The following is a 14,084-nucleotide window of genomic DNA, read 5'->3' on the forward strand; positions in this document are numbered from 1 at the left end:
AAAATTAACGTCAGGATGGAGGTATGCAACGTAGATATTCGCTGATTTTCAGATGGTTAGATCGCAATGGTTCTGTAGTTCAGTAGTTTTGTAGTTCGGTAGTGGGGCATTGTCTACTACCGAACTGCAAAACTACCGAACAGCCTTCTAAAGGCCGTTGAAGACCAACTAATTGTGATTATTGCAAGGGCTCAACCTCACGCAAAATTAAGCCCGCAGCGCAGGATGGCCGCCTATTCTTTTACCAAAATGGCCAGGTCGATGCCCCCCAGCGTCAGGCTTCCTTCCAGGCTGCGGCCCAGTCCGGCGGGGTCCACTGTCCGGCCATCCGCCACCCGCTTCCAGGTGCCTTCGGGCAGTTCGACTTTCCGATTGGCAGCGCTGCCGTTGAACGCCACGAGAATGTTCGTCCAGCTTTCCCCCGGCGCATCGGTGATGGTGTAGACGATGAGCTGATCGTCTTCGGTATCCACAAAGCGGAGGTGCTGCTGCAGTTGCTCGGTAGTCTGCATCCGGAAAGCCGGGTGGGCTTTGCGCAGGGCGATGAGCTGGCGGACGAACTCGTAGGTCACCCGGTGTGTCTGCTTGGCGTTCCAGCGAATGGCATTGACGGCGTCGCCGGATTTATAGCTGTTTTCATCGCCGTTCTTCGTGCGGCACATTTCCGTCCCCGCGTGCAGGAAGGGAATCCCCTGGGAAGTCAGCACGATGCCCAGCGCCAGGCGGTGCATCTGCTCCCGTTGGCTGGGCGGCGTGGAGGGGTTGCTGATGGCCAGGCGATCCCAGAGCGTGTGGTTGTCGTGGCAACTGACGTAGTTGACGCACTGCGCCGGAACCTTCGCCCAGGGTGCGTTGGAGTAGTTGACGCTGTCGTACACCACGCCGGGGTGTTGGGTGGAGGCGACGATGCCGAAGCGGATGGACATGTCTTTACCACTGGCGCCGGAGACGAAGCCCTGCTCTTCGTGGACGAATACGCTGCCCTTCAGTCCGTCCCGCAGGTCATCACTGAAGGCCGCGATCTGCCGCAACTGGGGCGTATTGGCCTTGATGGCCTTCAGGCTATCGGGCAGGGGGCTGGTGCCGGCCGTCCAGCCCTCGCCGTAGAGGAGGATGCTGGAGTCGATGGCGTGGAGCGACTGGCTGATCTCGTTCATCGTCGGGATGTCGTGAATCCCCATCAGGTCAAAGCGGAAGCCATCGACGTGGTATTCTTCCACCCAGTAGCTGACCGATTCGCGGATGTATTTGCGCACCATGGGCCGTTCGCTGGCAATTTCGTTGCCGCAGGCGCTGGCGTCGCTCATGCTGCCATCCTCTTTGAAGCGGTAAAAGTAGTCGGGGATGAGGTGCTGAAAATGGCTGTCGGCGGAGCGGCCAGTGTGGTTATAGACCACATCCATGATCACCCGGATGCCCGCCCGGTGGAGGGCCTGGACCATTTGCTTGAACTCCCGGATCCGCGCTTTGCCATCGCTGGGGTTAGTGGAGTAGCTGCCTTCGGGCACGTTGTAGTTTTGGGGATCGTAGCCCCAGTTGTACTGTGGCTCGTCCAGCCGCGATTCATCCACACTCATGTAGTCGAAGCTGGGCAGGAGGTGCACGTGGGTCACGCCCAGCTCCACCAGGTGGTCTACGCCCGTCACGATGCCCTGCGGCGTGGTGGTTCCCCGCTCGGTGAAGGCCAGGAATTTGCCCTTGTGCTGGATGCCCGAATTTTCATCAATGCCGAAATCGCGGACGTGCAGCTCGTACAAAACGGCGTCCGTCGGGGCCGCCAGGGGCGGGCGGGTATCCTGGTCCCAGCCTGCGGGGTCGGTATCGTCGAGGTTGACCACCTGACCGCGCAGGCCGTTGGTGCCCGTCGCGCGGGCGTAGGGGTCGGTGGCTTCCACGCCCCAGTTGCCGTCGCGTTTGATCTGGAAAGTGTAATAGCGGCCGTCTAGATCGCCGTCCACTTTGGCCGTCCAGGCCCCGTCAATTTCATCGAGCTCGATGCTTTCCTGGGCTTCCTCGGTCGGCTCGTCCGTCAGGTACAGCCGCACGCGGGCCTCCTGGGCGGCGGGCGACCAAAGTTTGAAGGTCGTAGCCTCCGGAGTGTAGCGTGCCCCCAGGTCTTTAAAGGCATATACGGGGTATTCATCGAGGCCGCCGTACACCGGGCGGTCTTCCTTACAGCTCAAAAACATAGTCAGCAGCAAAGTGAGGGACAAAAAATGGTGGATGCGGGACATAGCAAGATAGGTTAGCGGCTACAAGGTAGGGCTGGCGCGACAATCAGCAGCATTTGCGAGGAATTGGGGCGTTTTTGGGGCGCGGCCGCAGGTGCTCCCCCCCGACCCCCCAAAGGGGGGAGACAAGACAAGGAGCAAGGTTCGTCTGAGAAGACAGCCCCCTACCCTACCCGTTCTGCCACGGCGGCTGCGGCAGCTTTGGCTTTCAAGCGCGCCTCCGTTTTCCGCGCCGCCCGCCAGGCCCGGAATTCGTTGCGGGCCATGAAGCCCAGGAACAGCGCGGGCAGCCCCGGCGTGAACGATTGCAGGCTGGCGTTGGGTGCGCCCGCGAGGTAGTAGTAGCCGGCCACCAGCAGAAAAGCGGTGAACACCAAAGCAAACAGTGCAAAGAAAACGAAGGTGTAAAAATGACGGCGAGCGGTACGGGCCATGGATGCAGTGAGAAGTTGTAAGAGGGTAAACGAGGTGGAGGGGAGTTGGGTTGGGGGGGCCTGGGCCATTAACATCAATACGCGCTTCGGATGTTGGTACTTGGATCACTCCTTTACATCTCACAATTTATAAACCTCATCTCAGGCAATTTATCAATTTTGACTTCCCAAGTTTCTAAGGCACCAATGATAACCTCCTTTTGAGATGCACGGAATTCGTGATCTCTACACCCTTCTCTAAAATTCCTGGCCTTTGATGCATAACTGCAACCCCTATTCTCTTATACACGGTGTTCTGGCGTCGTTTTCTCTTCAATGGTTTGTTTGAATTCAGCAATCTTATCGTCCTCCATTCTTCCTTCATAAGTATGTAAATCAGCTATATAGTTCATTCCTAAATATTCAGCCGATTTTTTGAAAGGAAGCCAAAACATCTCTCCCAAATTGTCGCCATTCGAGCAACTAATAACCGCCATATACTTACCCCTCAACTTCCGTCCGGTATCTTTTTCTATGCGCAATAAATCTGTCAGTCGGTCGAAAAACACTTTCATTATTCCACTCATGGAGTACCAATAAACAGGCGTTGCAAAAATCAGCACGTCATAGTTTTCAGTTATTCGTTTCAATAAATCTATGAAATCGTCCGTGCGGTTTAAATGTTCATAATCAAAGTGAGAAATGTTAAAATCAGTCAAGTCAATTAAGTCCCAATCGGATATACGCATCAACTCCGAAACGACTTTCTTAGTTTCGCCATTTTTTCTGGAACTTCCTAAAATGATTAGCTTTTTCATTTCACATTTTTTCAATTGCACAACTACATTATACCTGCAACATTCCTGTATCGTCCTTACGTTTATCACTTCTCAGCAGCCAAGCGGAGGGCTGCTGATGCAGGGTAAATGGGTATTGCGTAAGTGAGGCGGAAATATAAAATCATTTTCGCTTTGATCTGTCAAAGTCCTGAAAAATAATTTCGCGTAAAGACTTTTGTGGGGAGAGACTCATCTCTTTGGGGTGGCATCGACGGTCGAAGCGAGACAGTGCCCTGTTAGTACGAGGCGAGGCCAGTATACATAGTGGACTACGTAAGCCATTTATTGTGACACCAGGTTCATAGCACGAAGTACTGAGCAGCAAACTGCTTGGTTATCAGAAATAAAAATTTAGACAAGCTCTAACTGATGGTGCGTTGTACGGGTGGTGTTATCTTTCGTTATTTAGTCCACTCTTGAACAGTACTAACCTTTCCACCATCATGGCGACGTTTTCCTTTTGCCCGTCTTCAATCATATAGGCGGCGAGTTTGCTTCGTCCTGCTATGGCATCATCTAAAATTCTGTTTACCCGATCAAGTAAGGCAGCATTTTCAACAATGAGTTTACGGACTTCGCAACCTATTACCTTTACCGCTACATCATCGTGAGAAAAATCACCATCGTATAGATCGTGGTAGTGGTGCCAAATAAAATCTGATTCAACAGACGGGTAGACCTTGAAAATCGAAGCAACATCCAGCGGGTCTTTCGTGCGTTGATCAGGCCGATCGTCGAATGCGATAAGCTTTAATAGCACCACGGAAGGGATCGAGCATAAATTGATAATATCACCTTCTATGTCAACGCGCCTTAAGCCATTCAGGTGAACTTCCACAAAGCCTTCCAGATTCATACTTGTCAATCCTTTTCCTTCTACCAGCACTTTATCGTTGTTTGCTATTTCGCCAAAAGGCAGTAAGTCAACCGGCATTTTTTGCGGAGATATTATGCAAAAGGCATTAGTCGAAGAGGCAGTGTATCCATACTGCTGGATTAACTTGTCTTTCAATTGTTGGTATACCTCTTTGCTCGGAATGTAGACACCGAAATCCACGTCCTTGGTACCTCTGGCGGGCAAGTCATTTTCGACGTACCAAGTATTTCTGGCTAAAGCTCCGACGCCAAAGAATTCAATCCGCAAATCGTTGGACGCGGCAATCATATCGGCTACAATGTCTTTCAGGAGCGTGTTGCCTAGTTTACTGTACAGGCTCATGTAAATTCCGGTTGAGAAGGAGAGTCGCGGCTTCAAGATTTCTGGGGCTGGGATCATTCAGCAAATCCGCGTACACCAGCGTCGGGCTAGCCAGAAACTCACTAAGTTCCCAGTAGTTATCCGATCTATTCCAAAATTTTTCCAGCAGGGTTATTCTACCATTCTTTGTTGGTTTCAGCTGGTTTTTGAGCGCGAAGTCTACAAAAGAACCTGCTACGTAAACAGTTGCTTTACGGCTGATCAGGTGATTATCCATGGATTCCGCCGCTAACTCTCCACCAATCAAACCACCGGTATCCTGGCCCAGTAGACTGCGAAGTTCCGTGCTGCTATCCTGAAAATCGAATGCCCGGGCTTTCAGACTCGGCCTCAATACCTTGTTGAATAGGATAGCCCAGTCGTTTAACAATCTTGACTGATCTACGATTTTATAGCCTCTATTGCCAGTCTTCACCAGGTATTTATCGCTTACCAATTCGCGCAACACCCGACCTACGGAATCGATCGACGTCCCAGACAGATCTGCTAAATTCCGGTAATTCGTTTCGGTAACGTCCGTATTGGATAGTAGAGAATAGATGATCTTCAATCCGGTTTTCGAAAACGCCTTTCCGGCCTTATCGCTAGCACCGGGAGCTCCTTTTTCGGTATCGATGAAGAGGAAAAAACCGTCGCAGTTCAGAAAAGCGTTGCCAGAGGATTCTAAGTAGCTCAGGTTTTCTTTCCTCAGGCGTTCCTTCTCCGCATCAGTGGCTTTGTCGAAAACAATTAGCACTTTCTTGTTCAGCGACTTCAACCCATCCACCTCCGCTGCGGTCAACTGCCGTTTCACAATGAACGGAATCTTGATGGCGTGTGCGGTGTGCAGTAAACGCAAGACACCGTCAAACGCATCAGTACTGACCCCATGGTCTATCTCCCCCACAATTCCTGATGCGGCGTACAGATTATCTATGGCGCGATGTAGAAAGCTTGCCTCCATGCCGCAATGTACGACTTTTTATTTGGAATCGTACCAAATTTTTTATCGTACAAAGTATTAGTGGTTGAGGAATGAATTAGGGCTTAGCTTGGGCGAAGTAATCGTGGTGCTGAACAAGTGGACGAAACGCCAGCATAGCCGACCTATGGTGGCGATTTGGCCAGGCAGTTCAGTGCCGCGAGGACAAGTCCAAGCTAGATCGTAATTCTTTCTTCAACCACTATTGCTCTGCTCACTACCAGTCATCTCCGTATACAAAGCCCGGCAGTTCTCCATTGCATACCCACCACAGTAAAGCGGTCTACATTTCTTTGCCGCCGCCTCACCCACCGTAATCTACCATCAGCATATCGCTCCAAGCATTGGCGTATAAATTGTCTTGGTGCGCCAGCAACTCATCGTGCGTACCAACGGCAATGGTACGTCCCTGCTGAAGAACGAAGATTTGATCCGCGTGCCTTGCGGTGGAGAGACGATGCGTTAAGACCAAAATGCCCATCTGGGATTTGATTTTCTTCAACAATGATAAAACGAAGAGTTCCGAATTTCGGTCGAGCGCCGCAGTAGGCTCGTCCAATAGCAATAGAGAAGGACGTCGCCAAAGCGCGCGGGCCAGGCCCAGTATCTGTTGCTGACCACCCGATAGGTTTACTCCTTGCTCACCGACAATAGTGGCCAATCCATTGGGTAATTGCAGAAAGTTCTCGGTAAGGCCATACTCAGCAAAAAACGCTTCCAGCACTTCTGGTGATTCCGGTGCTTCCCCGAGCAAAATATTATCCAGCACCGTTCCATTGAAGAGCTTTACTTGTTGTGGCAACACCCCCAGATGGCTGCGCCAATCTACCAGACCCAATAATTCAAGATCAATTCCATTAACTTTAATTGATCCCGACTCTTTTTCATAAAATTTTTGCAAAATTTGTAGTAAAGTAGACTTCCCCATACCGCTTTCCCCCATAATCGTTATCCACTCCCCTTTTCGTAAGCGGAAGTTGACCCCATCGAGTAATAAGCGCCTGCCGGGAAAACGAAAACGAAGATTGTCTACGGATAGTTCTTCAAAAGCTGCCGTAACGGACTGGGGCTGGTGGGCTTCCCGCTCCTTCTCACTGCGGATACTGGTAAACTCGTTCATCCTGTCAAAAGCTACCCTAGCCTCCTGCAGCTGAATATTTGCCCCCGCTAAAGTGGCGGCCGAAGTCATTTGGATGCCGACCATTTGCAGGATGGCAATTAATTCTCCCGCAGTCATGGTTTCGGAAAGCACTTTCATCGCGCTCCAAAGGATAATGGCTACTATAAATACTACTGATGTAACCTGCGTCCAAAACTGGTAACGAATGGCAATTTTACCTAATTTCACAATGGCTTCTTGCAAAATTCGGTAAAAAGTGTTCGTCACCATACTAAAAAACGATTCTTTGCCGTGCAATTTGATCACCCCTACGCCTTGGATGGTATCCACATAGTTGCTTTCATTGGCGGCGTAACTTGACATAACCATCTGCTGCCCGCTCAAAACCGCAGGATGAAACCGGTAAACAATGAACCCAAACACTGGCAACCAAGCAAGGCTAACCAACCCAATTCTCCAATCAAACCAGATGATGGCCCCAGACGCTACGATTACCATCAGCAGCTCAATAGTGACGTTGGCCAGGATATTGGAAACCGCCCGCTGGATATGCTGGGTATCGTTCATCCGCGCGATCAAATCTCCGGTTTTACGGTTATCGAAAAAGGACTTGGGAAGTTCCAAAAGCCGGCCGTAGAAAAAATTGATGATGCGGAGGTTAAAGTCGAAGCTCTGCCGGAGTAACAACAAGGAACGTAAATACTGGACAGCGGCACGCGCCAACAGCAGCAGCATCAACAAGCCTGCTCCGAGGAACAAGCGGCTGCGGTCTTCACTGGGCAAGATCTTATCCAGCAGCTGCTGAGAGAAAATGGCGGTAGCCAAACCAAGCACCGCCAACACTACACCCATCGAAAGCGCAACGAAAAGCAGCGGCAAATCTTCATCTACCAAACTGCGGATCCAATCCCACCGCTTGGGCTTTTCCGACGCTTCCATTTGTGCTGCAGCATTTGCTTTCAGCAACAAAAGCGCTTTGCTTTGCCAAACGGCGTCAAGTTTATCCGCCGTCCAATATTCCACCTCGGGCTCCGCCGGGTCCCCGATCAGAAAGGCGGCTTTTTTATGGTCGTAACCATAGCAGACCACATAATGCTGTAGCCGCTGATCTTTGATGATGTGAAGAATGCATAAATCAGCACAATCCCGCAAGCTCGGCAGATCAGCCTCAAAACCTTCGGCGTCGATCCCCACTTCCTGTGCCGCCTGGAACAGGCCCAGCAGGGTGGTCCCCCGGATAGAGGTGCCACTCAATTCCCGCAGGCGCTCGAAGGACACCGGAGCCAAGGCAAAGTGATTCAATGCGGCCTTCAGGCAGGCGACCCCGCAGTCGGTTTGGTCTTGCTGGCGGACGTGGGCTTTAGTGGGTTGCATGGAAAAATTTGTAAACGTAACCGGGTTTTGCTTCCCCGACAATGGTTTGTAGATGTACTCCGGCCGTATCGTAGAGAAACATGGTGGGGTAGCTGCTTACCCCCATCTGCTGGGCGACTATACCGCCTTCGTCCCAGAGAAATACGGTCGCGGTGTTATCGTACGTAAACTGGCTGGCAAAGGCTTTTAAGCTATCCGGGTGGACATCAGATAAGAAAGCAAGGCGAAGGCCAGCTGGTTTCGCGGCGTCTTCGCCTAGCAGGGCACCAGTTTGGTAATGGCAGTGTTCACAGTCGGGGTTGATGAAGGTGAGAAGAGTTAGCCCACTGTCTATTAACGCCGTTGGATTCCAAGTAAGCGAGTTTAAGTGAGTGATGTTTGGACGGGTTGGCATTGCTTCTCCCTGTACTTCATCTCTAAAGCCGTTTCCATCACAAGCCGTAAAAAGTATTGTCAGGCCCAGAAGCCACGTTACCGATCGACGAATCTTATTCATTCTTGTAACCAAGGGAGACGATTTTATACACACCGCTACACGACTCATACGCCCCAGTTGGTAAGTACATAGACGAACTTACAGATGAGTAACGCGCAATTGTGCTTCAATGTATGGCATTAATAAATTTTTTCGATTAGTGGGTGTTATAAGTCATCCATGTCATTACGTCCAAAACTCTTTTCCTTCTGTATCATTTTATCTTTAAGACCTGGATAGATAAGAATGTAAAAGCCAACCGCCGCACCTAAGAAAGTGTGAAAGGCATCCTTAGGTTGTTTGAATAGGCTGGGAGCCTCTTCAAAAAAATAAGGGAATGCTAGCGCTATGCCGATAAATAGCATGACCATATTAATATACATTACTTTGGACTTAATCTTTTCCACTGCTGAAATTTCTACTCTCTTTTACTGAAGTGACTCACTCAAGCTTGATTTCCTATGTAGTACTTCGTATCTTTCTTTGGCTCCAAAGAAAGGGTATCGCAATGGCGCAACGGATTACTACTTAAGTAAGTAAATCAAAATAAATCCAATAAAAACACCTAATGATAAAAAAATAATTATTGCTTTTGTATTACTCTTTCGGTTCTCCACGTCGTATTTAGAAGGATCAATCTCACCCAAATTGACATTTGTAAAAACGTATAACATCCAGGCAGAAAACATAAGACAGGCAACAAATATTTTAGCCCAAGCAGGGACATCGTAGCCAAATATATTGTCTATAGTTAGAATGGTCGTAGCTGTAAAAGCACCCCAACAAAATATTTCAAACTTAGCCATTTTTTGCTTATCCACGATAAAATCATTTTATGTGTTACTAAAACAATCCTTTTTTTTTTTAAAGAAGGGCGCTAAAACCGTTAGAGGGTGTAACTTATAGTAAAACAACCAAGAAATTGTGAAAAGTGAAAGAGCCAAACGAGTAACTCAAGTCCTTGTAAACATTGACTTCCAAGATGGTTACCCTCAATCTCCAAAATCACAAAACCTAGGTTGTTGCACTATACACGTAAATACACTCGCATGCACAAACCGTACTAAAACGGTTAAAACTGTGGCGAGACCTCATAGTTTAGTTCCGAATTAGTGCTCTAGAATTGAGGTTTACAATCTCAATCAAAATGCATACCCAAGTATAACCATACGGCCAAGTTACAAATAAATGTAGCATGCCGTATGGTTATTGACTAGGCAACTTTAATCAGGTCGCGCCAGCTGCCGCTCCCACGATGAAGCAACCAATGGCTACTCCACCCCATAGAGCCGCGCCTCCTGGGACGGCTACGGCTGCTACAGCGGCAATACCACGAACTAATCCGGTACCAGCACATACTCCTGCCCCAAAATCGAGGGCATCGCGCCACCAATCGCCTCCTTCAATTGAGGACATTTGTTGAAAAGATATTTTTTCCATATCAAAAAGACTTTATCAATAATTAACTGGATTAGTAAACTAAAAGACCAGCGCAGGCGCCGAGAGCAACACCTGATCCGACTGAAGCAAGATAGACACCTGCCGTCATCGTAACGGGATTAGAGAGTAGAACTACAGCTCCCAATATACCGGCTCCGCAGGCAGCTCCGTTTACCCAGTCAATCCAAGCACCGCCTTCAAGCCTTTCAATTTGGTCAAAAGAAAGTTTTTGCATAACAAAGAATTGATTAAACATTCAACAATCCCCTCACATCTTTACCCAGCCTTAAGGTGTGGGCTGCAGTCGCGCAACATATCTTAGTGTCCGAAACAATTTCCGGACAATCGTTTTCTTCTATCCTATACTCACCTGCACGTACATCAGCGCAAGCCACCACAACAGCGTGCCACAACTGTAACTAACGAGCGCAAGTTGCGTAGTTCCTTTGTCAGCCAGGTAGCGCATTCCCATGAACAAACCCAGCACAAAGAACAAATGAAACAAATTGAGGGCCGCAAGTGGAACGTGCAGGAAAGCCGAAACATTATCACGCCCCAACAAGCCCAACAGCGAGTACCAATCGCTTCTCAGCAGGTCATCAAGGACTTGGATGTCTTGAAAAATCAGCACCACCGTGGGAAGCAGGCGCAGAACGCTTATAATGGCCACTACCCTGAGGACCATGCCGAAAAGTGCTTTAAACCCAACTTTGGCATAAGAGAACACCACTCCAGTGATCAAACTGATGCTGATAACCAAGGTTTGCAGCAGCACGGCCAGGGGTAGAATAGCGTAGCCAAGCCAAGACCAAGCGCGTTGCTCGGTCATCATTTTCTCAATCCGTTCGTAGGCCATTCGCTCTCCTAAGGTATTATGGAATACTTCTTCGGAGAGGAGCACTTCCTGTACCAAGTAAACATTGAGCACACCCGCCATCACCGCCAACAAAAACAATAACCAACTAGCAACCGAGAAGAACTCAGCGACTATTTTAGGTTGGTCAACATTCGGAGCAGTTAAGGTCCGCATGGTTTTGATTGGTATTTATTGGACAGCGAACAATCTGATCTAAGGTCCTATTTCTTGGCAATGCCAAGCTCATAAGCCAGTTGCATCAGTTGTCGAAAACAAAAGTAGTACAGCAAAAACATAGCATTCCCCGAAATTTATGGCCTTTCTTCATGGCGTGCTAGTTTTGATGTGAAAAAATTGGGCTATTTCTCGGCTTTTTCCTTCTTCTTGGACTTCGGAACTTTCACTTTCGCAAACAACTCCTCATCTATCCCCAGGGGATACCCTAAGCATTCGTAGATTTCTTTCTGCTGGGCGGGAGAGAGTGCTCCCCGCTGGATCTTCAGGCCTCAACTGCGCATCCGGTTGTACAGGGTTTTCCTGTCCCAGCCAAACTCGGCCGAGATCTCTTTCTTGAATTTGTAGCTTAACATCTGTTTAAGGTTCGGTATTTATAGGTTTATCAATCAACAGTCAATGGAACAACAGCACAAGATTGCCGCTAGAAGCGCTATCTATCGGCCGGAGGAGGACAGCACCTCGGCCTTCTTCAGTCAGGCATGCCAGTAATCTGGTTGGGACAAATACAGAGGAGAGTGCTCTTACAGAATGTCCACCGAACCAGGCGCAGGCTTCAGGCCAGCAACGGGCTAAAAATAAACCTCCCATACCAATTAGCCAAACTGCAAGTCCATTCCGCAGATGAACATGACCAAAATCCGGATAAAGCACCTTAATTGGGGTATTAGGGTAATCACTCACCTGCTACAGTTTAATGGCATACTAATTAAGGCACAGCCATCAGCCCAAAAGAAAGACCGGACGCCAGCCCTCAAGAAGACCGGACCCTTCGAGGTCCTACGGACGCTCAAAGGTCCTTGGGTAGGACCTCGAAGCGTTGCCACCCAACGCAGCGCAGCGGAGTCGGTTGGCAACCTTTGAGCGTCCGGCCGTCGTGGAAGCGTCCGGACTTTGCTCCTTTTACCTTCCCCCTGCACCTGCGGCCGCGCCCAAGGAATAGTTCAGTAGTGCAGTAGTTCAGTGGTGCCATAGTGGAGTAGTGGCGTAGTTGCTTAGTCCAATAGTGCTGCCGCTAATGGACTCCAAGCTTGAACGACCTCCTACTAAACTAGGAACTACTGAACTAGGTACTACTAAACCACCGAACCACCCAACTCCAAAACTATCTCCCCCCACTTGGGTTTACCTAGCGCAGACCCCGAAATTATCCCCCATGACCAACCCCAAGACCCTCGGCGAATTGAAGGCCAGCGGCTACACATCACGCAGCGTAAAGCAAGAGTTGCGCGACAACCTGATCAAAAAACTCCAGCGCAAGGAGGAGGTTTTCCCCGGCATCATCGGCTTTGACGACACCGTCTTGCCCGACATCCAGCGCGCCGTGCTGAGTCGCCACAGCATCCTCCTGCTGGGCCTCCGCGGCCAGGCCAAAACCCGCATCGCCCGGCTTCTGGTCAATCTTCTCGACGAGTACATGCCCGTCGTGGAAGGCAGCGAACTCAACGACGACCCCCTGGCGCCCATCAGCCGCTACGCCCACGACCTCATCGCCGAGCACGGCGACCAAACCCCCATCGCCTGGGTACACCGCAACGAACGCTACGTGGAAAAACTGGCGACGCCGGATGTGAGTGTGGCCGACCTCATCGGCGACGTTGACCCCATCAAAGCCGCCACCCTGAAGCTGACTTACGCCGACGAACGCGTCATCCACTTCGGCCTCGTACCCCGCGCCCACCGGGGCCTTTTCGTCATCAACGAGCTGCCCGATCTTCAGGCCCGCATCCAGGTGTCGCTGTTCAACATCCTGCAGGAGGGCGATATCCAGATCCGCGGCTTCAAGCTGCGCCTCCCCCTCGATATCCAGTTCGTCTTCACCGCCAACCCCGAAGACTACACCAACCGCGGCAGCATCATCACGCCGCTCAAAGACCGCATCCAGAGCCAGATCCTCACCCACTACCCCAAGACGGTGGAGATCGCCATGGCCATCACCCGGCAGGAGGCCAACCTGGTAAAGGCCCAGACGGACCGTGTGCAAGTCAGCGACCTGCTCCTCACCATGCTCGAACAACTGGCCTTTACGGCCCGCGATAGTGAGTACATCGACGAAAAAAGCGGCGTTTCGGCCCGCCTGAGCATCACGGCGCTGGAAAACCTCATCTCCACCGCCGAGCGCCGCGCGCTGCTGGCCGGCGACGAAACCACCCAGGCGCGGATTACCGACTTCTGGGGCGTAGTGCCCGCCATCACCGGCAAAGTAGAGCTCGTCTACGAAGGCGAACAGGAAGGTGCCTACGGCGTGGCGATGAAACTGCTGGGCCAAAGCATCAAAGCCAGTTTCCTGGCCCACTTCCCCGACCCCGATAGCGTGGCCGCCGACGGCCGCACGGGCAGCGACCCCTACGGCATCATTCGGGCCTACTTCAGTGGGGGCAACGTCGCCGAACTCGTCAACGACGCCAGCAACGAGAGTTACCACCAGGCCCTAGACGGCGTAGCGGGCCTGCGCAAGTTCGTCACCGGCACCTTGGGCGATAAACTTTCCGAAAACGAGGTTTACCTCTACATGGAACTCGTCCTCCAGGGCCTCGCCGAAATGGAAGTCCTCAGCAAGGAAACTATGGAAAACAGCCTCAGTTTCCGCGATATTCTGGCGGATATGTTTGGGGAGGATGGTGGGTTTTAAATTTTAAAGCTTCGCTTTTTTTCACCACTCAACTTTTAAAAGCTTCGCTTTTATTTTTTTTCAACACTAAGGGCACTAAGAGCACTAAGGGCACTAAGTTTTTTTTACACTAAAAAATTTGGTGAACTTAGTGTTCTCAGTGATTCCAAAAGAACTAGCTCTTAGCCCCTCTTCGTGTTCTTAGTGGTTCAAAAAAAAGAACGCAGTTCTTTAAAAAAGTGGTTCAAAAACAAGAGCGAAGTTCTTCAAAT

12 protein-coding genes are annotated in these 14,084 nt (G+C 50.3%); 1 reads left to right on the forward strand and 11 read right to left on the reverse strand.

Annotated elements, in window-relative coordinates; genetic code table 11:
* Positions 1 to 233: 233 nt before the first annotated feature.
* From pulA to H9S92_RS07260, 11 genes are all read right to left on the reverse strand, one after another.
* The gene (pulA, locus tag H9S92_RS07210) at positions 234 to 2,234 is read right to left on the reverse strand and encodes a type I pullulanase (RefSeq protein WP_187466039.1); all 2,001 of its coding nucleotides are present in this window, start codon (positions 2,232 to 2,234) and stop codon (positions 234 to 236) included.
* 161 nt (positions 2,235 to 2,395) lie between these two features.
* On the reverse strand, positions 2,396 to 2,665 hold the full coding sequence (locus H9S92_RS07215; protein WP_187466040.1) for a hypothetical protein: 270 nt from the start codon (positions 2,663 to 2,665) through the stop codon (positions 2,396 to 2,398).
* Between the two features lie 281 nt (positions 2,666 to 2,946).
* Positions 2,947 to 3,462: a flavodoxin family protein gene (locus H9S92_RS07220; protein ID WP_187466041.1), complete on the reverse strand. Its 516-nt coding sequence runs from the start codon at positions 3,460 to 3,462 to the stop codon at positions 2,947 to 2,949.
* Between the two features lie 412 nt (positions 3,463 to 3,874).
* Positions 3,875 to 4,702 carry a hypothetical protein gene (locus H9S92_RS07225; RefSeq protein WP_187466042.1) on the reverse strand — a complete coding sequence of 276 codons (828 nt, stop codon included), beginning with the start codon at positions 4,700 to 4,702 and terminating at the stop codon, positions 3,875 to 3,877.
* Positions 4,686 to 5,684, reverse strand: coding sequence for a type IV toxin-antitoxin system AbiEi family antitoxin (locus H9S92_RS07230; RefSeq protein ID WP_187466043.1), 999 nt, complete (start codon positions 5,682 to 5,684; stop codon positions 4,686 to 4,688). The genes H9S92_RS07225 and H9S92_RS07230 overlap by 17 nt, the downstream gene beginning before the upstream one ends.
* A gap of 322 nt (positions 5,685 to 6,006) precedes the next feature.
* Entirely contained in the window at positions 6,007 to 8,196 is a 2,190-nt protein-coding gene (locus tag H9S92_RS07235) for a peptidase domain-containing ABC transporter (protein WP_187466044.1), read from the reverse strand.
* A complete protein-coding gene (locus H9S92_RS07240; protein WP_187466045.1) occupies positions 8,183 to 8,704 on the reverse strand; it encodes a peroxiredoxin family protein in 522 nt (173 codons plus the stop codon). Before H9S92_RS07240 ends, H9S92_RS07235 begins: the two co-directional genes overlap by 14 nt.
* 134 nt (positions 8,705 to 8,838) lie before the next feature.
* Positions 8,839 to 9,042 carry a hypothetical protein gene (locus H9S92_RS07245; protein WP_222936008.1) on the reverse strand — a complete coding sequence of 68 codons (204 nt, stop codon included), beginning with the start codon at positions 9,040 to 9,042 and terminating at the stop codon, positions 8,839 to 8,841.
* Positions 9,043 to 9,195: 153 nt separating this feature from the next.
* The gene (locus tag H9S92_RS07250) at positions 9,196 to 9,492 is read right to left on the reverse strand and encodes a hypothetical protein (protein ID WP_187466047.1); all 297 of its coding nucleotides are present in this window, start codon (positions 9,490 to 9,492) and stop codon (positions 9,196 to 9,198) included.
* Between the two features lie 650 nt (positions 9,493 to 10,142).
* On the reverse strand, positions 10,143 to 10,346 hold the full coding sequence (locus H9S92_RS07255; protein WP_187466048.1) for a hypothetical protein: 204 nt from the start codon (positions 10,344 to 10,346) through the stop codon (positions 10,143 to 10,145).
* Between the two features lie 120 nt (positions 10,347 to 10,466).
* On the reverse strand, positions 10,467 to 11,141 hold the full coding sequence (locus tag H9S92_RS07260; RefSeq protein WP_187466049.1) for a hypothetical protein: 675 nt from the start codon (positions 11,139 to 11,141) through the stop codon (positions 10,467 to 10,469).
* A 1,216-nt stretch (positions 11,142 to 12,357) separates the two neighbouring features.
* On the opposite strand from H9S92_RS07260, the gene H9S92_RS07265 reads away from it, so the two are divergent.
* On the forward strand, positions 12,358 to 13,833 hold the full coding sequence (locus H9S92_RS07265) for a sigma 54-interacting transcriptional regulator (protein ID WP_187466050.1): 1,476 nt from the start codon (positions 12,358 to 12,360) through the stop codon (positions 13,831 to 13,833).
* Positions 13,834 to 14,084 lie beyond the last annotated feature (251 nt).

Source organism: Neolewinella lacunae (genome assembly GCF_014349155.1).
In the GTDB taxonomy this organism is placed as follows: domain Bacteria; phylum Bacteroidota; class Bacteroidia; order Chitinophagales; family Saprospiraceae; genus Neolewinella; species Neolewinella lacunae.

Bases quoted from the DNA above. Each gene is read 5' to 3' on its own strand.
- pulA (WP_187466039.1), bottom strand. From the start codon at position 2,234: ATGTCCCGCATCCACCATTTTTTGTCCCTCACTTTGCTGCTGACTATG.
- H9S92_RS07215 (WP_187466040.1), bottom strand. From the start codon at position 2,665: ATGGCCCGTACCGCTCGCCGTCATTTTTACACCTTCGTTTTCTTTGCA.
- H9S92_RS07220 (WP_187466041.1), bottom strand. From the start codon at position 3,462: ATGAAAAAGCTAATCATTTTAGGAAGTTCCAGAAAAAATGGCGAAACT.
- H9S92_RS07225 (WP_187466042.1), bottom strand. From the start codon at position 4,702: ATGAGCCTGTACAGTAAACTAGGCAACACGCTCCTGAAAGACATTGTA.
- H9S92_RS07230 (WP_187466043.1), bottom strand. From the start codon at position 5,684: ATGGAGGCAAGCTTTCTACATCGCGCCATAGATAATCTGTACGCCGCA.
- H9S92_RS07235 (WP_187466044.1), bottom strand. From the start codon at position 8,196: ATGCAACCCACTAAAGCCCACGTCCGCCAGCAAGACCAAACCGACTGC.
- H9S92_RS07245 (WP_222936008.1), bottom strand. From the start codon at position 9,042: ATGGTCATGCTATTTATCGGCATAGCGCTAGCATTCCCTTATTTTTTT.
- H9S92_RS07255 (WP_187466048.1), bottom strand. From the start codon at position 10,346: ATGCAAAAACTTTCTTTTGACCAAATTGAAAGGCTTGAAGGCGGTGCT.
- H9S92_RS07260 (WP_187466049.1), bottom strand. From the start codon at position 11,141: ATGCGGACCTTAACTGCTCCGAATGTTGACCAACCTAAAATAGTCGCT.
- H9S92_RS07265 (WP_187466050.1), top strand. From the start codon at position 12,358: ATGACCAACCCCAAGACCCTCGGCGAATTGAAGGCCAGCGGCTACACA.